The following is a 19,392-nucleotide window of genomic DNA, read 5'->3' as shown; positions in this document are numbered from 1 at the left end:
GCTCAAACACAGCAGCAGTGCCAGCATCGCCGGTAAAATTCTATTCATGTTCTTTTTTTTAATCATTCTCATATTCTCCATCAGACAGGTACAAGTCCGCGAAAATGTCGTGATAAATGGGTTTCATATCTTCTGCCGCGTCAGCCATCGCATCGAAAGCGTAGAGATAGGTGTAGTGATCTGTGTCCATGGCAAAAACGGTCCATTCACGGGTATCCTCATCCTCGCCTACGATATATATCACAATATATACCGGGTAGCTCATATTCTTGGTGTACGTATCATTTTGTTCAACAGTCAGCAAATGTCCGGCGGTGCCCGACTCACCCAAATTCATGGCACAGGCAGTCAGATAGTCCTCCAACGTCTGAACATCATACATGAAATTGCTTGGCAGCACCGTGTCCACCACACGGAGCACCCCGTCTTCCGTGATATCTGCGTAGTAATATGTGCCGTCCTCGTAATTTTCGGATTGCAGGGGTTCCATATTGGTAAAGGGCAGCGCACCGCCCATCAGCACCGGAACCGTTTCACAGTCATCGCGCTCAGTGCCAGTCGTGGCTCGACCCACACCGGCGGTATAATCAGAGAAAGGGGTCAGGTACAGACCGCTTTCGGTGCAAGGCATCCCCCAGAAATCCGTCATGCTTTCCACCACCGGGGTCGAGAACCACTCATAATATTCCTCCAGCGTCATATCCGCCAGCTCCGACTCCTCCGGCTCCCAGCTCCCGGTGGTGTTGACGTAGATGGCCACATTGTCCAAATTCCCGACCTCGGCGTAGGTGAAGTAGAACCGCCGCCACTCCAGCTCCCGCCCATTCCGGGAGAGAGTGAAAATGCCATGGCCGGACTCCACCGCGCTGCTGGAGCCACAGTTGTAGAAGCAGCTGCTGTCCCCCACATAGGTATTTACATAGATGTAGCTGTTGCGGCCCCAGCCCTCAAAAACCAGCTCCGGCTCGTTGTCAGCCAGAGTGTAGAGGGCATTGATCTCCCCGCCGTACTCTCGCAGACTGCCCACCGCCAGCTCCGGCACCCCATCGCCGCTCAGGTCCTCAATCAGATAGCCCATGCCGTTCAGAGCATCCTTACCCATACCCCGGGCCGATTCCCGGATTCCAAACTCCCCATCCTCCGTAGTGTCCATGTTACTGTCCGGGTCAGACACCAAAACGTAAAACCTATCCAACAGTTCATGGTAAATCTCATCCGTGGTCTTTCTGTCTCCGATGAATGATTTCTCCGGCTGATACACAAATTTCGGGCTCTCCGCATCCCAGTACCACACCAACCCGAACTCACTGCCGTTGTCATCGAACTTCATGGTCACATCGCTGTTGCCATCGCCGTTCAGATCGGCAAAGTCAATACCCTTGAACAGATCCCATACGTTGCTCCCAAAGGCAATCGGATAGTCCACGGAGCCAAACAGCGTCTGATCCTTCGAGTCGTAATAAAATGCGGCATCTGCCTTGTGGACACACACCAGCACATCGGTGTCCTCTCCATTGCGGGTAATGGTGCCGCCATCAAGCACAATGCCGGTCGTGCGCCAGTCGTCTCCCACGATGGGGTAGTCGCCGGTGCAGGCCGTCAGGCTCAGACAGAAAACCACAGCCAGCAGAAGAACAAATTCCTTTTTCAAATGGTTCATCTTTTTCCTTCCTTTTATCGCTCCATCCGGTAATAAGTGTCCTCCTCGCCCCAGACGATAACGCCATCATCTCCATCTTCCTCAAAGTAAAACACCCGGAGGCTCGTTTCACTCACGTGAGAATCCGCGCTGAAAATATTAGGTCCATCTGTTTCGAAGGAGAATGTGCCATGGTCTATTTCCTCAGTCTCGGAGCTGCCGGGCTTACGCTGGCAGAGACTCCAGTTGCCATAGCCGTTGATGACAATGTAACTTTCCATCGAACAGTCGTTATCGAGGTACCAAGTACCCTGGAGCACCGAAGAAGCCAGATGGTATGTCTGGGCATCCTCGCGGCTGAAGCAGCCGCAGTCGGAGATGGAGAGTTGGTCACTCTCCAGTTCGACACGGCTGCCGTTTATGGTGCCGCCTATGCTACCGCCCTGGTGGCAGTAGATATAGGTGGCGTCCCAGTCCGGTTCATACCATAGATAACCAGCATCTATCCAATCGCCGCCGGAATAGAGTTCCCAGTAGCCATACGCATCAAACTCCAGATATGCTTCATCGCAATCATATTTGCTGCCCGCATCCGCATCGCCCTTCCAGAGGCCCTCGTACATACTGAAATCATATTCCGGTTTCTCTGGTTCCTCATCGGGATATCTAACCACAATGGAATGGTAGAACGTGGAGTCATCCGGCTGATAAACATATCCCTCGCCTTCCTCCCACATCCACGTGAGGTACGATTCGCTCATATCCGAATGAGAGAGGGTTACCTGCAGATCACCGTTGTTGTCATTGGTAACATCGCTGAAGTCAATGGTGCCAAGCACCCAGTCCTCATTCCACACCTCCCGGTCGTAGAGTTCCTCCGTTGGAAGCATGGCTGTGTCAAACAACTCATGCTCCTCATCATCGCAATAGAGATATATCGCATTTTGGTCGCAGACGGCACACACAATGGTCTGCTCCCCGCCCCGCGTAACCATACCATAGTCAATGATCACATCGGTGTCGCGCAATTTTCTGCCACGCGAGCCGCTACCCGTACCACCACCGCCCAAGCCGCTGCAAGCCGCCAGCAGGGCAATGCCCATCAGCACCAGCGTCAACAGGCAGAAGAAGCGTTTCATGCTTTTCATATTCTCCTTCCAAATCCTTCTTTTCCTTCCCAATTTGATTTTGTCTTCCTCCCGCAGAGAGTGCTTTTTCAAAAGAGCTTCGCAATGGTTTCACCGGTGGAGTTCAGCGTAAGCGAATCCGGTTTTTCCGGGTTCAGAATTGCCTCATCCGTCTCGCCGTCATCCCAGGTGATGGTGATCATATCACCGGAAATCTCCCACGTCCCGGATACCGAATCCTGGGCTCCATTGAGGTAGTTGCGATACAGGGTATTTTCCCGGAGGAACTGAAGCGTATAATCCTCACCCCAGTAGTCGTTTCCGTCCGTAATCTGGTACAGCCTCAAAAGTTCCCCATTCTCCAGAGCACTTTCGTGAATGTAAAACTCTTCCCCCTCATTGACCTTGGCCCAGTCCACCAGAACCTGCCCATCGTTAACCAGATAGAAGGGGGCATCCATAAAACCACCGGACAGCCTGACCTCCTGACGAAGCTCGGTTGTCGTCTCATTTGTATTCACATCTGTGGTGGAGACCTCCATCTCCTCAAAGGTATAGGTTCCTTCTTCCGTATCGCTCCTGGTATATGTCCCGTCCTCGTTCAATGTCAGGACCGTCTGGTACTCCGAAGTGTGATCGCCCTTGTAGTACCAGTTACCGAAGATATTCGACAGACCCAGCTTTTCCTTAAAGTCAGGCTGACCCTTGATCCAGTAGATCTCTCCATCATCATCTAACAGTGTATCTGCATCACCAATCGGAATTTCCACGTCCTCCACTTCCCCCAAAAATGACACATCCGCCACTGTAAGGACTGTTCCATCGGTATAAGCATCTCCAGTATTTCCTGTCGGGTCACCATATTGGTCATATTCCTCCCACGTTCCGGCCGCTCCATCGACATAGATAGAAGTGAGTACCGATGTGGTTAAGCCAATTCCATCTACCGGATACCAGAACCCGTCCAAATCCTCAATGCTGATTTCTCCTCCATTGCTGACATCTTCTTCATAACCAGTTTCGTCTCCGTTAATGACATCTTCTTCATTGCTGCCGTTTTTCCCGCAGGCGGTCATGCTCAGGCACAAAACCAGCGCCAGCAAAAGACTTGCATACTTTTTCCAATTTTTCATATTCGTTTTCTCCTTCCGTTTTCTTCATACTATTTGGGGAATTATGCTCCCTCTCCGCCATAGACAATATTTCATCGTGGCTCAGTTCCACATTGCCGAAGCGGACAAAGATGCCGTTGGTCACGGCGCTGTTCCACACCTGCGGGTCGGCAAGCGAACGAAACCGGATTTTGTCAAGATACGGCTTCATGTCCAACAACAGGTAGCTGCCGGACACAAAATCTACATGTAGGACATATCCGTCCATTGCCTTGACCGCTGAAATATATTTTCTTTCCATAGACATTCTCCTTTCCTGGCATAAAAATCCAACCTTTCTCTCAGGTTCCACCGGTGGAAGCCGGCGCATCCGGTTCTTCATTAAGTCGTCTTAAACGCTCTCTGGCCGCTTCTAACTGAGTTTCTACGTCTGCGGTCAGTTCCTGTTCCTTTTCTTCCTGCATTGGTTCTGTTTTTTTCTGTCCCGGCTTTACAAGTGGTTCCATTGCCTTGCCTGCAATGCCGCCAATGACGGCTCCTGCTGCGGTGGCTCCTGTTGCAAACACATTTGCTCCCGGAGCAGGGGAACCTGTATCTTACAGCACCAGTAACTGCTCCCGTTTCCGCAGAACCACCGCCCACACTTCCCGTAGAAACCGGCTCCACAATCGACTCGGAGCAGGGGGGCCTGATGCTTCCGGAGCCGCTGTATTTCTGACATACGCACTTGCTTGGGAGACGTCTGTGCCGGAGTCGCTTTCCGTATATGCAGCCGAAGAGAATTCCGAATCTGTCTGAATCGATACATTTTCCGTGCTCCGGGATGTAATGGGGGTACTGCTGTCTACACTAGACGCAGATGTCGTTGTGGTTGCTGTGCCGTTGCAGTCGCAGTTGCTGCAGTTACAACCACTGGATTTCCATAAAAATCCCGGTTATGAGCGCGAAACTAATTGCTTTTTGCTACAGCCTTCTTCTGGGCTGCGGCATACTTCTCACTGGACTGTTCCAAGGTCTTTGTCATAAGAAGAAGTACCTCTGTCCTTGTTTCCAGGGATGCAGACAGTTTTGTAAGCTCAGTTCGCACTCCCTCCAACATAGCATCCTTCCCAAGAGAACGGTTTACCTTTTTAATCTGCTCCAAAGCATTATTCAGGCTTTTAACCGCTTTTTCATACTCTCTTTTCTGCTGATTCAGATTGTCTACCGTTGTTTTTACATAAGCCATAAGGAACCTCTCATTTAGTAGCAAATAAAGCATCAGCCTCGTTTCGTTCTGCCATTACTCCTTGCCCCTTTCTCTGTTTTATAATCTATCACTGTCTCTGACAGCTTACATGCTCCTGGATAGAAAAATCCACCGTACAACCATTGTACGGTGGATTTTAAAAAATAAACATTAACCAAAGGTTAGATGTTTTGTGAGAATAGCCCGGTAAGCTGCTTCCGCTTGGTTCGGGTATCGCCCTCGATATGAAGTTTTTGATAAATCTGATTGATGTATTGCTTGATGCTACCCTCGGAGAGGAACAACTTTTCCGCGATCTCCCGGTTGGACAGGCGTTCGACTATCAGACCTACGATTTCGTACTCCCGCTCCGTCAGCAAAGCCAGAGTCGCCGGACGTGCTGCCTGATCCTGTATCTGCTTTCGCCGCACCTCATAGTCCTCGCCAAGCTGCACAATTCGTTTGGCAAAGGTATTATGTTCCCCACAGCTTTCCAACAGATTCTTCAGATAACGGTAGTTCTCCACAAAGGGCATCAGAAGTCCATCAGGCTCTGCATCCCGAAGCGTCCGCTCCAGCACTTCCCGCGCTTCTGCCCGTTTGCCAAGCATCTCATAGGCTGCAACCGTCTGAATACGGATATGCAAAGTCACCAGTGCATAGTGCATAGCTTCGCACACGGCCAGTTGACCCATGCTACACCCAATCACTTTCGCATAAGCGCCCTGGGCAAGGTACACCTGATTTTCAATCATCTCCATCATCGGCTTGCCCGGCGCAAGAAAATTGATGTTGGAAAGCTGATGCCCGGCAAAAACGGAAGGGATTTGTTCAATCTCGCCCAACAGAGCGTGGTAGTAGGCGCTGGTGGCGCTCCAGATATTCACCCATGTCGCGTTGTGCTGCCGCAGCAGCTCCACGCGGCGTTCCTCAAAAGAATATCGCTGCTCCACATCCGTACACAGGGAAAGACGCCATGCGAGGAAGTCGCAGCAAAGCGCCATATTCGCCTGCCCGTTTCCCTCAATCTGAGCGTAGACGCTTTCCAGTTCGATGTGCGCGTCCGCAAAACGTCCCTGACAGAACAGTGCCTCAGCCCGCATGATGGTTTCAGCCCCCTGCCCGTGGCCGCCGGTGATTTTATAGTAGTGTGGCATACACTCGTCCATCTCTGCAAGCTCGCTTTGCAGCGCACCGGGCGCACGGTAATACATCATCAGCACCGAGGGAGAACCGAAGGTCCAACCGCCACTTTTCTGGATGCTGATGGCAGGACGGGACATCCGGCTGCTGGCGCTACGGTGCAGGCGGCTCATGGCGCTGATATCATTGTAGCAGAGGAAACTCATAATAAGGTCACACTCGCCCAGCAGGTTGCCGCGTTCTTCTTCAGACAGCTCCGGACGCTCCTCGATGGCGGTCAGCAGCAGCGCTTTCAGCTCCAGCATTTTCGGGATCTGCCGCCATGTGAACATACGGCGCATCAGCACCAGAATGGCAAAGGGGTAGGCCTTCAGCGTTCCGGCGGGGCATTTGTCCAACGCCTCCAGCACAGCTTCGGGCTTCAGCGATGCCAGCAGGATGCCCGCATCGCTGCGAATGACCCGCAGCAGTGCATCGTAATTTTCGCATTTCCGGTAAGCGGCGATGGCGTGAAGATACTGCCGGTGCTGTTCATACCACAGGCCGAGACGCTCGCGGTAGCGCGCCTGTTTTTCCTGCGGCAACATTAGGAAAGTGCGCTCAGCGCACTCCTTCATCATGTGGTGAAAGCGATAGGTCACGCCATCCAGAATGCAGGTCACGAAAGCATTCTGGGCGGTCAGCGCAGAGAGCCGCTTCTCTGCGTCAGCGTCCCCGGTGACAAAACGAGCCATCTCCACGGTGAACTCATCGGCAAGCCCCATGACCACCAGAAACTCCCGCTGCTTTTCCGGCAGTGGGTCAATCATAGCGGCGGTAAACGTGGCGTAAATATCGGAATTACGGCTTGGCAGCACGCCATGCTCAGAGAACGTCCGCAAATTCAGATAAACGGCGGAAAACCAACCCTCGCTGGAATAGAGGAGGCTTTCGACCTGTGCTTCGGAAAGCTCCATGCCGCATCGGTGGGCATAAATGGCAAGCTCCGTATGGTTGAGACGCAGCTGCTCCACACCGATCTGGTACACTTTCGCTCCCAGCCGCACCGCCTCCGCGGCTGGCAGAAAGCGATCCCGGCTGGCGACAATCAGATGCACGTTCGAAGGTGCTCGGTTTGCCAGCATACAAAAAAACGTGGAGATGCGCCGATCTGTCAGGAGATGAAAATCGTCCACGAAAATATAGCAGGAGGTTTCTCCCACTAACTCGTGACAGAGCTCATCCACCAGCAGTCCGCCGCCGGCAACATCCGTGGGGCAGGTATAGTCCCTCAGAAAATCAAAGCCCGCCCGAGCAAAAGCGTCCTGCACGCTTTTCCAGAAGATTGCAAGGTTCTCGGAATATACGCTGATGCGGATGATATGTAACGCCTCCGCTTTGGTGCGCTCGGACAGATACCAGTTTATCGCCGTAGTCTTTCCGTAGCCCATAGGGGCCACCACCGCAGTCAGGGTACAGCGGGAGAGGGGGCGCAGGTACTCCTGTAAGCGCTCGGATATGTAAATGGTATTCAGATTCCATTTCGGTTTTGGCATAACGTTCACCTCCTCATTCTATTTGTATCCACCTTATACGGATCAGATGGCTTTTTTGCATCTTCCGGAATTGCCCAAGACCTCCCGAAACGAGATGCACCGGGAATACGTCCTTCAGCGCAGTATTGATTGCCCCTCCGCTCCGATACACCCCAGCGGCAGGATGCTTCTCGCATGGAGATATAACCTTTTATTCCGCCCATATCGCACCTCCGTCCAGACATAATCTAACTGGATACATTATATACGAATATCAAAAGAAAGACAATATACGTTAGCGTTTATCAGCAAAAAATCAGCATGATTATACCCATCAGCAGGCATAATAAGGTTATTCCTTTGCGTAAATCAGCACGATACAATATAGTTGAGGTGAATGATTATGCCGATTGATGATTTAACCGCTTTAGGGCAAAAAATGCGGGAAGCCCGAAAAAGAAAAGGGCTGACGCAGCAGGAGCTTTCAGATCTGAGCCATGTATCCGTAAAACAAATTGCTAACATCGAAAAGGGGCAGATGAATCCGGCCTATTTAATTTTAAGAGCATTGGCAAAGGTTTTGCACATCTCCTTGGACTCTCTGATTAACTCGGATATTTCTCCAGGGGATGACGGGGCCAATTAGATGAAAATGCTTTATTTCAGTTGTCCGCCAAAGATGCGTGAAACGCTTTTACATCACACGCAGGAAACTACGAAAGAACTAACAGAACTATCCGAAAAAATGGAAGTAAAGTAGGCCAGTGAGCGAAATTTGAATGTTTCGTCACTGGCTTATTTTATTCCTGTGGGAAAGAGGTTATCAGAAAAAAAAATTTTATCAGAAACAGAGGCAGAAACCCTTGAAATCACAAGGAAAAATAGAAAATAGTTTCTGATAAAAAATCAGGGGATGGCGATATGCCGCCCATCCCCCATCGGTTACAGGTCAGAAAATTTCTGATAAAAATCTCCCTTATCTCAGACCTATCAACTTCTTCAGCATTTCTTCATTTGTTACTGTATATCTCGCAGAATTCAACTTGGAATAAAGCGGATTGTCCTGCGGCGTAGACGCTTCAATCGCTCTACGCTTATGTTCTGTATCTGCATGAGCATAAATTTGAGTGGTCTTCAACTGTGAATGTCCCAGCCATTGGGATATGAGCGTCAGATCCATCCCCTCCTGGTAGAGGTGCATTGCCCGGCTGTGGCGAAACAGGTGTGGATGAACATTTGGAGGGATTTCCTTGCAAACTTGTCGCGCCTGCTCACCATATTTTTGAAGTATGTATTGAGCCGTCCGGGATGTGAGCGGATGCTTCTCTCCGCGTATCACAGAATAGAACAATGTCACATCCTACTCTAAAGCAGTGTCCGCATGAAATTTCAGCAGATACTTCTTCAAATGCTGGGCTGTCTTTTCCATCAAAGGAACAACCCTGGTTTTGCGTCCTTTTCCAAACAGCGTGACTTTGGGCAGAGGTCCAAGTTGTATATCGCTCAGACGGATGTTCAGCATTTCCTGGACCCGCGCCCCGGTATCATATAGCAGGATCATAAAGAAACGGTCGCGCAGCCCTTTGGATGTAGTTGCATCCGGCTGTTCAATAATCGCGGTAATGGCAGCCATGCTCATATATTCCACCGTAGCTGTTGTGTCGTCAGGTTTTCTGAACGGAACCTTCTTCAGCTTGTTGAGTTCGGCAACCAGCGTCACATCATGGTCGGCGGCATAATCCATAAAAGCGCGGATCGCAGCAAACCGGGCGTTGCACGTAGAGGTAGAGCATCCTTTTTCCGTTTGGAGGTATTCAAGGAAAAAGAAGATCGCATCTGCTGTCAGATGTTCAAAGGCTATCTGCCCCAAAGGTATCTGCTCATGTTCTTTGGTGTAGTCCAGCAGTTCTTCCAATGCCTTCCGGTAAGAGCGGATTGTATTGTGGCTGACATTGCGCTGCTTTGGCAGATATGTTTTCAGGTAATCATGTATCAGCGGAAACAGCGTATTCTCTCCTGGTTTCATCATTCTGTCACCTCCGGGAACATGGCGTTAAACTTCTCCCAGTCAATCGCAGAGGACTTTATGATGTTTTCCGGGAGGACATGGATGTAGTACGCTGTTTCAGAAAGGCTATTATGGCCCATATATTCACGGAGGAACGGGAGCATAGCCATCAGGTTTTCTCCATTGTCAAGCCAGCGGTTGAGGCAGGCCGAAGCGAAGCGGTGGCGGAGATCATATACGCGGACTTTCCTTGGATATTTCCCGGATAGGTCCGCATGGGACCATGCTTTGTTAAAAGCAGAATGCACTGTCTCCGCAGCCAGTGCGCCGCTGTTCGCAGACGGGGAGAAGTATGGGCTTTCACCGCAAAAAATTTTCCGTTGCTGCGCATACTTCCGGGCAAGTTCCAACATATCATCGGACATGACCACAAAGCGTTCTTTGTTGCGCTTGGTATGTGTGATGAGGATCTCTCCAGTCTCTAAATTGACGTTTTGCACCAGCAGCTCCCGCCCTTCATTCGGGCGCAGGCCGCAGGTATAGATCAGCCGGAACAATACAGGCGCAGTCTCGTTCAAGAAAGGTTCCTTTTTCGTAGGCGGAAGCTGGTCAATAGCTCTGAAAAGGGCTGTAAGTTCTATGTCGGTAAAGATATACGCCGTTGCTTTGCTTTTAATAGGGGCATATTTTTCTGGTAAAATATACGCTTCTTCTCCAATAGCGCAGAGGTATCGAGCAAACTGCCGTATGGAAGCGACCCGCTGGGCAACATCATAGTTGGAAGCAGAAGCATCGCAAATCCAGTCGAGGACAAGTTTGCGGGAAAGCAGGGTTTGTTCCGGATGTGCCTGCATACACCAGCGATCAAACTTTATGAGGTGCCGAAGATGGGTTTCCCTCTTAAAACCACGGGCTGTGCGGTAATCCAGAAAACTGGATATACGGTCGCCAAATGCACTTGAAAATTCCGTCATACGGCATCACCCCCTGTCTGGCCAATCCCTTCAAAGGACAAGGCGCACATTTTGAGATGCGCCATATCTGCGGCAAGGTACGGCTTTGTGGAATTGATGTCCCTATCCCCGAATACCTGAGCAACATCATAGACCGAAACGCTATTTTCCACCATGGATGTCCCCAGCGCACGGCGTAAATTGTGGAACCGTTTGCTGACTGGCAGACCAGCGGCAATGCAGCAGTCCCGGTAGATTTCTCCTACTGTCACAGCAGCTGCAAGCCTCGTATGCGGCGCATTGATACGAAGAAATATCTCACGGTCCACTGTATCTGACCGGGCGTTGAGAATATAATCTTTTAGCGCTTCACCCACATCCTGGGTCAATGGCAGAATGACCGGATTGGATGTTTTGGACTGCGTAATACGGATCTCGCCATGAAGCCAGTCAATATCAGTCAGTTTCAGCGTGACAATATCGCAGGCCCGCAGACCAATAACTGTTCCCAGCATCATGATTGCATAGTCACGCTTGCCCTTGACCTTTGTACGGTCGATAGCGTCTAATAGTTTCGCTATATCTGATTTCGGCAGGACCGGGAACACCCGCTTTTCCCGGTTTACCGCAAAGGAAAACAGGATGGAATAGGAGTCATCCGCCAGCCCGGTTTCATACAGAAAAGCATATAGTTTTTTGAGATATAGCCGTATATCATGGATCGTGCTGGGAGCGTAGTGTTCTGAGCAGTCCAGTAGAAACCTTTGTATCTGCGCTGCGCTGACACCAGACAGGTCGGTGAAGCCCTGTTCCTCAAGCCATCCGAAGTATTTGTATGTTACCCATCGTATGTCACAGCGAGTATTTGGATGAAAGTTGCCTGTAATGAATTCCTCCGCGATCTGCTCAAACCCTGCTGTTAGTTTCTGCTTTGCCCCACGAAGAGGACTTGGCAGCGCGCCGCCCTTTCCAGAATGGACATAGCAGGCAAAACGATCAACCTCTCCTCTTAGCCTGTCATAGTATTTTTTCTGCATACCGCCCTTGAAATAGCTTTCATCAATTTCGCGGATATACTGGTTGATGACAGCCTGGTCGAAATACATCAGCCCCTTATCTTGGTGCCATCGGATAATCAACCCCGCACGTTTTACGAACAGCAGTTTTGTGGTGATGCTGTAGCCCAGTTCTGTCAGCGCCGATTCGTAGCTTTCCAGCAACCCCTCAATCGGTATTTTGTGGTGTTGTGTTGGCATAGTAATTTTCCTCCCGCCATAATAGTCAGGGATGTCCCTGCCTCTTATAGCATACCGGATAATGATTGCCATACTTATTTTTATCAGAAATTTTCTGACCTGTAACCGATTGGGGGATGGGCGGCATATCGCCATCCCCTGATTTTTTATCAGAAACTATTTTCTATTTTCCCTTGTGATTTCAAGGGTTTCTGCCTCTGTTTCTGATAAAAATATTTTTCTGATAACCTCTTTTATCAGAAAGTTCTGATAAAAACGGCAAGTAATGCACCAGGATAGCCATTCGGCTCCTGGCGCTACTTGTTGAGGGTATCCCCCAAGCCCCCTTGAACACAGAATTTCATTCTGTGGCTGCGTGTTCTGCGAACGCTCTGGACCATGACCGGCTCACCGCTGGCCGTGGTCCTTTTCCTGTTCTTTTTTCTGTTCCTCGTCCATTTTCAGCAGCCGGTCCACATTGGCCTTTGCCGTCAAAAGTTCTCGCATTTCCTCGCGGGAGCACCGGTACTCGGCGTAGGTTTTTTTCTTTTCCTCCAGCAGTTTGGCATACTTGGCTTGCAGCTCCTTGACCTTGGGCAGCTTCTTTACGCCCATCTCGTCAAATGTATTTTTTGCCGTCTGATGGAGCAAAAAAGCTGGTTCGACATGAGTTTTTTCCCCACGCCGCACCGTTTTTTCCATTATCAATCGTTCTCATGCTGAGCGGTATCCTTACGCTCCTCCTGTTCATGCTCTTTCTGTTTTTCCTTTTCCTGCTCCTCGCCCAGAATCGTCTACACGATCTTCTGTGCCACCAGCCAATCCTGCGTTTCTGACTTTATTTTGCGGTATTTCGCATAGGATTTTTTCTTTCGTTCCAAAACAAATTCACGTCTCTTTCTTTTTTTTGAACATAGATCTGAACCCCAGCAAAGCAAACAGCAAAGCTGTTGCGTAAGCAACATGTTTTACATGTTTCTGATTCGTTGAATTCGTCATTTCATGTTCTCCCACAATGCGGTCTTTTGAAATACCGCCCTCAACGTTGTCACAGTATATCAATGTATTTCCCTTTTGAATACCAACTACCGTTAATTCATCATCTGGAGCAATGTCCCACATTGTCCACCAGATCTTATGGCTGCCATCCAGTTTCTTATTCCATCTGTAGAAATCATCGTTATACTTTTCTGGATGAGTCCAAATCTCACCATTAGAGAAAAGATTCTCACCTTTCCTGTCTGTGTAACAGAATCTACCGCCTGATTTGATAAGAGAGCCTGTTTCTTCCATGTGTACGATATCTTCAGAGCTGAAGTCTTCCTTATCTACATCTTTACCTCCCACAATTCGTTTGATTATTTCCTGATCCAGCTCAAACGCTCCAATTGCGACCCGACCTGTTAAGGTTCCTGTCTCAAATCCATCTTCTGAGTTTCCTTCATATGCAGTTTTAACCTTCCAGTCCTTGAATGCAGAGCTATATGTCAGAATTTCAACTGAACGATATACCTTTGGCGATGGAAAGCTGACTCCAACATTTTCATCTACGGCAGCCTCCAACATTTCCGGATGGCCTGAGACCACCACGAGTTTTCCTTCATTCTCCGGCAAGACCTTTGCATCCTTAACATAAGTAGCATCTGCCCACGTCACGCCATCAGAGTTGTCTATTTCAACGGCTTGGCTTGCAGCAAGAAGCACAGACAATACAAACCAGACAATCGTGCTTTTCCTTATTTTCATTCTCTTTCACTCCCCGTATAGTCAAGTATTTTTACCTATCAGTGAATGCTATAATTCTTCTTTTATATAAGAATCGCAGCAACACTTCCCACTAAAAGGGATATCAAAAAGATCCCTAAAAATATCCCCAGTCCTCCTAACATCTGAAATGCCCTGATTAAAGACACTTTTTTCCCATTCTCGTCTCGGTTTTGTATGCCCAGCACAGAAAAAATACTGAGTTTTCTTGAAGCGTGAGTCCCAAGCTTTTTGCCTGAGGTTGCTTCATAGAGAATTGGATGCTCGTAGACATCTTTTCTTACGCCTTTTGCGAAATAAATAATGGCAATCAGCCCGGCAAAAACATACCAGGCCGCATCGTACATCGGTCTAAATCCGTCAAAAAATTTCTGCGAAGTTCCCGATATGTCAACCAGTCGCACTGCTGTAGCAATGATAAGAGGAAGCAGTACAGTTGCAACGACATTGGTTATGATAGACAAAATCCTGACGGGGCTGAAAAACCGTATTCTCACAGGAATTTCTTCTCCATGCCCGTTCTTCTCGTAAAACACTGGTGTATTGTCGTATGGATTCCTTAAAATGTCATTTCTTTCCTTGTATGATGTTTATAGAAGCGAAAACATCTACTTTCCTTTCGTTTTAATATCGTGGTTTAATACATTCAGATACTGTGGACTTTTGATTTTTTCCTGTAGCCTTGACTACTCAACAGGAGTGTATTGCCGCTGCCTTTATCTGAATTGTTTATTAGCTGGATGTACCGGAGCGTCTGTTCCAATGAGTACTTATTTCAATCAAGTCTACGATGATAATCGTTGGTGGATATCACGGTATCAGACTTTTTGAAAGGGAGGTATAACCTCATGATTTATGTAGGCATTGATATTGCCAAACTCAACCATTTTGCCGCTGCCGTTTCTTTGGAAGGCGAGATACTCATCGAGCCGTTCCAATTCTCAAATGACTATGATGGCTTCTATCTGCTGCTGTCTAAGCTGGCACCACTTGACCAGCACAGCATCATCATAGGTCTTGAATCTACGGCATACTACGGTGACAACCTTGTTCGTTTCCTAATCTGCAAGGATTTTAAAGTGTGTGTTCTCAACCCTATCATGACTTCGTCCATGCGTAAAAACAATGTACGCAAGATGAAGACCGATAAAGTCGACACTTTAGTGATTGCTAAAACCCTTATGATGCAGGACTCTCTCAGGTTTTCTACCCTGGAAGATCTGGATTACATTGAACTGAAGGAACTCGGCAGGTTCCGACAGAAGACCATGAAACAGCGTACCCGTTTGAAAATTCAACTGACTTCCTATATGGATCAGGTCTTTCCGGAACTTCAGTATTTTTTCAAATCCGGTCTGCATCAGAAAGCTGTCTATGCACTCTTAAAAGAGGCTCCTATGCCAAAAGACATTGCTTCCCTGCACCTGACTCATCTCTCCAATCTCCTTGTCAAATCCTCCCATGGACACTTCACAAAAGATATGGCCAGAGAATTAAGAGTTCTCGCACAGAGGTCTGTCGGCTTAAATGACAGTTCTTTATCTATCCAGATAACTCAGACCATTGCACAGATCGAGTTATTGGATTCACAGTTATTCGAGACAGAGCTTGAAATGGCGAATCTTGTCACCTGCCTGCACTCTGTACTCATGACCATTCCCGGCATTGGAACCGTAAATGGCGGGATGATACTGGGTGAGATCGGTGATATTCACCGTTTCTCAACACTAGGTAAACTGCTTGCATTCGCTGGACTGGATCCAACTGTATACCAGTCTGGAAACTTTCAGGCTAAAAGAACCCATATGTCCAAGCGGGGGTCACGTGTACTTCGTTACGCCCTTATGAACGCAGCTCATAATGTTGTAAAGAACAATGCGACTTTCAAGGCTTATTACGACACCAAGAGAGCCGAAGGCCGGACACACTACAATGCCCTTGGACATTGCGCCGGAAAACTTGTCAGGGTCATCTGGAAGATGCTCACTGATGAAGTGGAATTCAACCTCGAATAGAGGCCTGTATACTAATATCGATAGATTTTGAAAAAGCACCTTTAGGGAGTTTCTATTAAAGTTACCCTTTTTTACCATCGATATAGAAACGGAATTTTTTGCTGATTTATACTTGACTTTTCATAGCTGGTCTTGTATGAGAAGCCATCACCGCAATCGCCCTCTCCTTCCTCGTTGTAAAGCTCGGTGACGGCAATCTCCTTCGATTGTTTAGATGAAGGTTTTTCCGGTTCCCGTGTTACAAAGCCCTTGGTGGGTTCCCCGCTACTGCCCTCCGACTGCCCCGCCTGTTCCGCTTGCTGTCCGCAGGCGCACAAGGTGGTAAGCAGGAGAACAAAGGCAAGAAACATGGCCTTATGTCCCTTTTTCAAATCACCTCACTCCTTCCGTCCCAAGATCTTTTTCATACGGATAGGCAGTAACATCAGAGTTTTCTTAGGAGTCAGTATTAACAAGACTTTTTCCTTCTCCTAAGAATTATTGTTCCAACGAAAACTCCGACAATAAGAATTAGCGCAATTGCAGCTATTATCCACCAGGAGAGCCTAAAAAACTGCTCCGTATTTGAGGACTACAGTTCTCCTGCGGATTCACCTTTTTCGGGCAAACTCGGATTTTTGATGTCCTCCCGTGAATCTGTATTCCAGGTTGATTCATTTTTTTCGGGCAAGCTTTTGCTTTGAGTGACCTCCGATGTATCTACATGGTCAGATGGTTCACTGACCGCCGCATCCGCTTTGATTACTTCTATCCTTGTCTTTTTACATACCGTGCAAGTGAATGTTCTGACACCATAAGAATTCTTTGTCGCTTCTTTCGTTACCTTGCCTTCATCCCACTGATGCCCTGTTGCAGCTACTTCTGATCGCTCAGTATGACCACAATCGCATTCCCACTCAAGTCTTGGGCTTTGATTTAGGGTTATAAAATGCACTCTCGATACGCTTTTCGTCCAAATAATCCACGTATTTCGGGCTGTACATAGGTTCCTTACGAATTTTGTAGCCGTTTTGTAGCCAGCTATTTTATACGTACTAACCGTTCGCAACGACTTGATTTGAATAATCTGCGGTGGGTTTCAATATGATTCCCGCCAATCATCAGACAAAATTGACCACCTGATTCACCTAAAAAAACATCTTGGAGATATGACTATGAGTAAACTTATTTTCTGTCAATTCAACATCGACACAGCCAGCGTAGAACTGGTTTCTGACGATGGAAGCCGGATTTCCATTGACTGCACAGCCGTTGAAAACGAAGTTGCCGACAACCGCTTCCAGCGGTCAGAGCTGAACTATCTGATCTACAAGGACCCGCTTGCCTATGCCGATCTGATTCTGAACAGCAAGCTGAACGTCCTGTTTGAATAAACCGACATGAGCATAAACGACAGCGTCCCGGTTCATAATGATTGGGACGCTGCTTATTATATCATTGTATTTTGCGAACTCATTCCTCGAACAGATACAGAAGATATCCGTAACCCTCTGCTTTCATCTTTGCGTAAGGCACAAAGCGGAGGGACGTGCTGTTGATGCAGTAGCGCACGCCATTGGGGGACTCCGGATCGCCGGTGAACAAATGACCAAGGTGAGAATCTCCGGCACGGCTTCTGACCTCTGTGCGGCGCATGCCGTGGCTCAGGTCCTCCAGTTCCACCACGGCGGGCTCTTCAATGGGCTTTGTGAAAGCCGGCCAGCCGCAGCCGCTCTCAAACTTATCCGTGGAGGAAAACAGCGGCTCGCCGGTGACGATATCCACATAGATGCCCTTCTCGAGCTGATCCCAGAACTCATTGCTGAATGGACGTTCCGTGCCGTTCTCCTGGGTGACGCGGTACTGCTCCTCCGTCAGTTTGTCCCGAATGGACTCTGCTGCGGGCTTTTGGTAGTCGCCTGGGTCGATGCGCAGCCTGGAGAACAGCTCCATCTCCGCTTTTGGAATATGGCAGTAGCCGTTTGGATTCTTCTCCAGATAGTCCTGGTGGTACTCCTCGGCGGGATAGTAGTTTTTCAGCGGGCCGATCTCCACGAAGAACTTCTCTCTGCGTCCCCGCTCGATCTCCGCGATGCGCTCCACCGTCTCCTTCGCGCTTTCGTTGGTGTAGTAGACGCCGGTCTGATACTGGCTGCCCACATCGTTGCCCTGCCGGTTCTCCACCGTGGGGTCGATTACATAGAAGTAGGCCAGCAGCAGAGCGTCAAGGCTCACCTGTTCCGGGTCGTACTCCACCCGAATCGTTTCCCGAAAGCCGGTGTTGCCCTTGCATACGGTCTGGTAGTCGGCATCCTCCTCACAGGTGCCGTTGGCGTAGCCGCTCTGAGCATCGATGACGCCGGGAATAGACTGCATCAGCTGTTCCATTCCCCAGAAGCAGCCGCCCGCCAGATAGATGACATTCTCCGTGGTATCCATATACATACCCTCCTCACCGGACATACCAGTGGATTGTCCGGTCCTTTCCGTTTTCTGCGGCATACCCATCTGCCCCGCGGTGCAGCCGCTCAGCATCAGTACCGCAGTTAGAAGAAGCGGCAATACTCTCCGATACATGGTGTCGTCCTCCTTTCCAACAGGTAAAAAGGGTTCTCGCTCAGCCCATATCGGCGGACAGTGCCTTGTCGATTTGAGCTTGCAGCGCCTCCGCCTGCGCCTTGCCGGTGATGGCGCCTACGATGGGGTCGCCCACGATGTTGCCGTTACGGTCTACCACATAGGTGGTGGGATAGGCAAAGACGTTCGTGGTAAATCTTCCCGCCTCGCCGCCGGAGGGAAAATACACGTTCCTATAGGTCGCGCCCTTCTTGGACAGCACATCCTTCGCCTCGGAAATTGCCGCTTCGTTGCCGTCCAGCGTGAAGGCGTTGATGCCGATGATCTCGCCGCCCTTCTCCGCAAGCTCCTTGTTCAGCGCGTCCAGTTCGGCAAGCTCACCCACGCAGGGATTGCAGGTGGTGAACCAGAAATTCACTACGGTGACGGCGTTGCCGGAGAACAGCTCATCGCTTTTCACCGTGTTTCCGTCCAGATCCTTGCCCTCAAAGGCAGGGAACTTCTGCATGCTGCCATCGTCCGGCGGCGTGGTCATATCGTTGCCCGCAGGCATGCTCATGTTGCCGTCCAAGGACTCCTGTGCCGCTGCGGGATACTTTTTCTCAATCATGGTCAGCTTATCTTCGATGTCGCGAATCTTCTCCGCCTCTCCCTGAATCAGTTTCAGCTCATCCGCCGTAAACTGATCCTTGGCGGATTCAATTGTACTGAGCAGGAAATCACCGTAGTTTTTGCCGTCCTCCTGCATGGTCATGCCCTTGTCGGCCGCCATGAAAACCTTTTCCCAAAGCGCTGTGTTCTCCGAGAGAATGGCATTTTCTTGCGCCATCAGCTCCTTGTGCATGGCAGCCGCTTCCTCAGCATTCTTCGGTTCACTGCTCATTCCGTCCATTTTGTCTCCGCCCTTTGTGCCGCAGGCCGCCAGAGAGAGCACCATCAGTGCAATAAGCAGCAGTGCCAGTAATCTGCTGGTAGTATTCGTCCTATTCATCTTCATTCGTTTTATTCCTCCTACTACAATATATTTATGGTTAATATCCCTTACATCCAGTAAGGAATTATCCATCTTGTTGCTTAAGCTGTTAGAATGTAAGAGCA

The 19,392-nt window shown here is 49.3% G+C and carries 16 protein-coding genes and 3 pseudogenes; 3 read left to right on the top strand and 16 right to left on the bottom strand.

Annotated elements, in window-relative coordinates:
- Positions 1–58: 58 nt before the first annotated feature.
- From ABID13_RS26865 to ABID13_RS26835, 7 genes are all read right to left on the bottom strand, one after another.
- On the bottom strand, positions 59–1,660 hold the full coding sequence (locus ABID13_RS26865) for a hypothetical protein (protein WP_048931332.1): 1,602 nt from the start codon (positions 1,658–1,660) through the stop codon (positions 59–61).
- A gap of 14 nt (positions 1,661–1,674) precedes the next feature.
- The gene (locus ABID13_RS26860) at positions 1,675–2,787 is read right to left on the bottom strand and encodes a hypothetical protein (protein WP_156200247.1); all 1,113 of its coding nucleotides are present in this window, start codon (positions 2,785–2,787) and stop codon (positions 1,675–1,677) included.
- 68 nt (positions 2,788–2,855) lie between these two features.
- Positions 2,856–3,899 (bottom strand): hypothetical protein, encoded by a 1,044-nt coding sequence (locus ABID13_RS26855; RefSeq protein WP_156200249.1) that lies wholly within the window; start codon positions 3,897–3,899, stop codon positions 2,856–2,858.
- Positions 3,811–4,179, bottom strand: a complete 369-nt coding sequence (locus ABID13_RS26850) for a hypothetical protein (RefSeq protein WP_048931335.1) — start codon at positions 4,177–4,179, stop codon at positions 3,811–3,813. Before ABID13_RS26850 ends, ABID13_RS26855 begins: the two co-directional genes overlap by 89 nt.
- A 40-nt stretch (positions 4,180–4,219) precedes the next feature.
- Positions 4,220–4,444, bottom strand: a complete 225-nt coding sequence (locus tag ABID13_RS26845; protein ID WP_048931336.1) for a hypothetical protein — start codon at positions 4,442–4,444, stop codon at positions 4,220–4,222.
- A 383-nt stretch (positions 4,445–4,827) separates the two neighbouring features.
- On the bottom strand, positions 4,828–5,106 hold the full coding sequence (locus ABID13_RS26840) for a hypothetical protein (protein ID WP_048931337.1): 279 nt from the start codon (positions 5,104–5,106) through the stop codon (positions 4,828–4,830).
- A gap of 182 nt (positions 5,107–5,288) precedes the next feature.
- Complete coding sequence (locus ABID13_RS26835) at positions 5,289–7,784, bottom strand: winged helix-turn-helix domain-containing protein (RefSeq protein WP_048931338.1); 2,496 nt, start codon at positions 7,782–7,784, stop codon at positions 5,289–5,291.
- A gap of 382 nt (positions 7,785–8,166) precedes the next feature.
- On the opposite strand from ABID13_RS26835, the pseudogene ABID13_RS26830 reads away from it, so the two are divergent.
- Positions 8,167–8,523 (top strand): annotated as a pseudogene (locus tag ABID13_RS26830) (helix-turn-helix domain-containing protein).
- 216 nt (positions 8,524–8,739) lie between these two features.
- On the opposite strand, the pseudogene ABID13_RS26825 reads toward ABID13_RS26830, so the two are convergent.
- From ABID13_RS26825 to ABID13_RS26800, 6 genes and pseudogenes are all read right to left on the bottom strand, one after another.
- Positions 8,740–9,789 (bottom strand): annotated as a pseudogene (locus ABID13_RS26825) (tyrosine-type recombinase/integrase).
- A complete protein-coding gene (locus ABID13_RS26820; protein ID WP_048931339.1) occupies positions 9,789–10,745 on the bottom strand; it encodes a tyrosine-type recombinase/integrase in 957 nt (318 codons plus the stop codon). The pseudogene ABID13_RS26825 and the gene ABID13_RS26820 overlap by 1 nt, the downstream one beginning before the upstream one ends.
- Positions 10,742–11,980, bottom strand: coding sequence for a tyrosine-type recombinase/integrase (locus ABID13_RS26815; RefSeq protein ID WP_048931340.1), 1,239 nt, complete (start codon positions 11,978–11,980; stop codon positions 10,742–10,744). Before ABID13_RS26815 ends, ABID13_RS26820 begins: the two co-directional genes overlap by 4 nt.
- Positions 11,981–12,367: 387 nt before the next feature.
- A pseudogene (locus tag ABID13_RS26810) lies at positions 12,368–12,622 on the bottom strand (relaxase/mobilization nuclease domain-containing protein); the annotation flags it as partial.
- 225 nt (positions 12,623–12,847) lie between these two features.
- Complete coding sequence (locus ABID13_RS26805; RefSeq protein WP_048931342.1) at positions 12,848–13,705, bottom strand: hypothetical protein; 858 nt, start codon at positions 13,703–13,705, stop codon at positions 12,848–12,850.
- Between the two features lie 62 nt (positions 13,706–13,767).
- Positions 13,768–14,259: a hypothetical protein gene (locus tag ABID13_RS26800; protein WP_156200251.1), complete on the bottom strand. Its 492-nt coding sequence runs from the start codon at positions 14,257–14,259 to the stop codon at positions 13,768–13,770.
- Positions 14,260–14,571: 312 nt separating this feature from the next.
- Here ABID13_RS26800 and ABID13_RS26795 point away from each other — a divergent pair, with 312 nt between their 5' ends.
- Positions 14,572–15,738, top strand: coding sequence for an IS110 family RNA-guided transposase (locus ABID13_RS26795; protein ID WP_048931344.1), 1,167 nt, complete (start codon positions 14,572–14,574; stop codon positions 15,736–15,738).
- Between the two features lie 71 nt (positions 15,739–15,809).
- Here ABID13_RS26795 and ABID13_RS26790 read toward each other — a convergent pair whose 3' ends face one another.
- Positions 15,810–16,109, bottom strand: a complete 300-nt coding sequence (locus ABID13_RS26790; protein ID WP_045091634.1) for a hypothetical protein — start codon at positions 16,107–16,109, stop codon at positions 15,810–15,812.
- A 783-nt stretch (positions 16,110–16,892) separates the two neighbouring features.
- On the opposite strand from ABID13_RS26790, the gene ABID13_RS26785 reads away from it, so the two are divergent.
- Positions 16,893–17,111: a DUF6061 family protein gene (locus ABID13_RS26785; RefSeq protein WP_045091633.1), complete on the top strand. Its 219-nt coding sequence runs from the start codon at positions 16,893–16,895 to the stop codon at positions 17,109–17,111.
- A 79-nt stretch (positions 17,112–17,190) separates the two neighbouring features.
- On the opposite strand, the gene msrB is transcribed toward ABID13_RS26785, so the two are convergent.
- Together msrB and ABID13_RS26775 are read right to left on the bottom strand one after the other, a co-directional pair.
- Positions 17,191–18,294: a peptide-methionine (R)-S-oxide reductase MsrB gene (gene msrB / locus ABID13_RS26780; protein ID WP_045091632.1), complete on the bottom strand. Its 1,104-nt coding sequence runs from the start codon at positions 18,292–18,294 to the stop codon at positions 17,191–17,193.
- A gap of 40 nt (positions 18,295–18,334) precedes the next feature.
- Complete coding sequence (locus tag ABID13_RS26775; RefSeq protein WP_330641055.1) at positions 18,335–19,291, bottom strand: TlpA family protein disulfide reductase; 957 nt, start codon at positions 19,289–19,291, stop codon at positions 18,335–18,337.
- Positions 19,292–19,392: the final 101 nt, after the last annotated feature.

This window comes from Enterocloster citroniae, from assembly GCF_040545455.1.
Lineage (GTDB): Bacteria > Bacillota > Clostridia > Lachnospirales > Lachnospiraceae > Enterocloster > Enterocloster citroniae.
The sequence above is the reverse complement of the archived record's forward strand: the minus strand, read 5'-3'. Positions and strand labels throughout refer to the sequence as shown.

Excerpts from the sequence above, each read along its gene's own strand:
- ABID13_RS26865 (WP_048931332.1), bottom strand. The coding sequence starts at position 1,660 with ATGAACCATTTGAAAAAGGAATTTGTTCTTCTGCTGGCTGTGGTTTTC.
- ABID13_RS26860 (WP_156200247.1), bottom strand. The coding sequence starts at position 2,787 with ATGAAAAGCATGAAACGCTTCTTCTGCCTGTTGACGCTGGTGCTGATG.
- ABID13_RS26855 (WP_156200249.1), bottom strand. The coding sequence starts at position 3,899 with ATGAAAAATTGGAAAAAGTATGCAAGTCTTTTGCTGGCGCTGGTTTTG.
- ABID13_RS26850 (WP_048931335.1), bottom strand. The coding sequence starts at position 4,179 with ATGGAAAGAAAATATATTTCAGCGGTCAAGGCAATGGACGGATATGTC.
- ABID13_RS26840 (WP_048931337.1), bottom strand. The coding sequence starts at position 5,106 with ATGGCTTATGTAAAAACAACGGTAGACAATCTGAATCAGCAGAAAAGA.
- ABID13_RS26835 (WP_048931338.1), bottom strand. The coding sequence starts at position 7,784 with ATGCCAAAACCGAAATGGAATCTGAATACCATTTACATATCCGAGCGC.
- ABID13_RS26820 (WP_048931339.1), bottom strand. The coding sequence starts at position 10,745 with ATGACGGAATTTTCAAGTGCATTTGGCGACCGTATATCCAGTTTTCTG.
- ABID13_RS26815 (WP_048931340.1), bottom strand. The coding sequence starts at position 11,980 with ATGCCAACACAACACCACAAAATACCGATTGAGGGGTTGCTGGAAAGC.
- ABID13_RS26805 (WP_048931342.1), bottom strand. The coding sequence starts at position 13,705 with ATGAAAATAAGGAAAAGCACGATTGTCTGGTTTGTATTGTCTGTGCTT.
- ABID13_RS26795 (WP_048931344.1), top strand. The coding sequence starts at position 14,572 with ATGATTTATGTAGGCATTGATATTGCCAAACTCAACCATTTTGCCGCT.
- ABID13_RS26785 (WP_045091633.1), top strand. The coding sequence starts at position 16,893 with ATGAGTAAACTTATTTTCTGTCAATTCAACATCGACACAGCCAGCGTA.
- msrB (WP_045091632.1), bottom strand. The coding sequence starts at position 18,294 with ATGTATCGGAGAGTATTGCCGCTTCTTCTAACTGCGGTACTGATGCTG.
- ABID13_RS26775 (WP_330641055.1), bottom strand. The coding sequence starts at position 19,291 with ATGAAGATGAATAGGACGAATACTACCAGCAGATTACTGGCACTGCTG.